The sequence below is a fragment of the Pseudomonas sp. BS-2016 genome (assembly GCF_001806145.1).
Lineage (GTDB): Bacteria > Pseudomonadota > Gammaproteobacteria > Pseudomonadales > Pseudomonadaceae > Aquipseudomonas > Aquipseudomonas lundensis.
Genome location: NZ_MLCT01000004.1, coordinates 1 through 494, shown reverse-complemented (window position 1 = coordinate 494; position 494 = coordinate 1). Strand labels below are relative to the sequence as shown.

The following is a 494-nucleotide window of genomic DNA, read 5'->3' as shown; positions in this document are numbered from 1 at the left end:
GGGCTGCTCCTAGTACGAGAGGACCGGAGTGGACGAACCTCTGGTGTTCCGGTTGTCACGCCAGTGGCATTGCCGGGTAGCTATGTTCGGAATAGATAACCGCTGAAAGCATCTAAGCGGGAAACTAGCCTCAAGATGAGATCTCACTGGAACCTTGAGTTCCCTGAAGGGCCGTCGAAGACTACGACGTTGATAGGTTGGGTGTGTAAGCGCTGTGAGGCGTTGAGCTAACCAATACTAATTGCCCGTGAGGCTTGACCATATAACACCCAAGCAATTTGAGTCGAAAGGCCAGATTGCGGTGTGTGAAGACGCAATGAACCGAAAGTTCGACGCTCACAAAACACCACGATCTATCACATACCCAATTTGCTGAAGCGAGGCCAGCTGGCCACGACTCAGTACCCGAATTTCTTGACGACCATAGAGCATTGGAACCACCTGATCCCATCCCGAACTCAGCAGTGAAACGATGCATCGCCGATGGTAGTGTG

Annotated in this window: 2 rRNA genes; both read left to right on the top strand. The window is 52.0% G+C overall.

What is annotated here, in order from left to right:
* Positions 1 to 262: ribosomal RNA gene (locus tag BKD70_RS00060) — 23S ribosomal RNA — on the top strand; the annotation flags it as partial.
* Positions 263 to 413: 151 nt separating this feature from the next.
* Positions 414 to 494, top strand: a 5S ribosomal RNA gene (rrf, locus tag BKD70_RS00055); the annotation flags it as partial.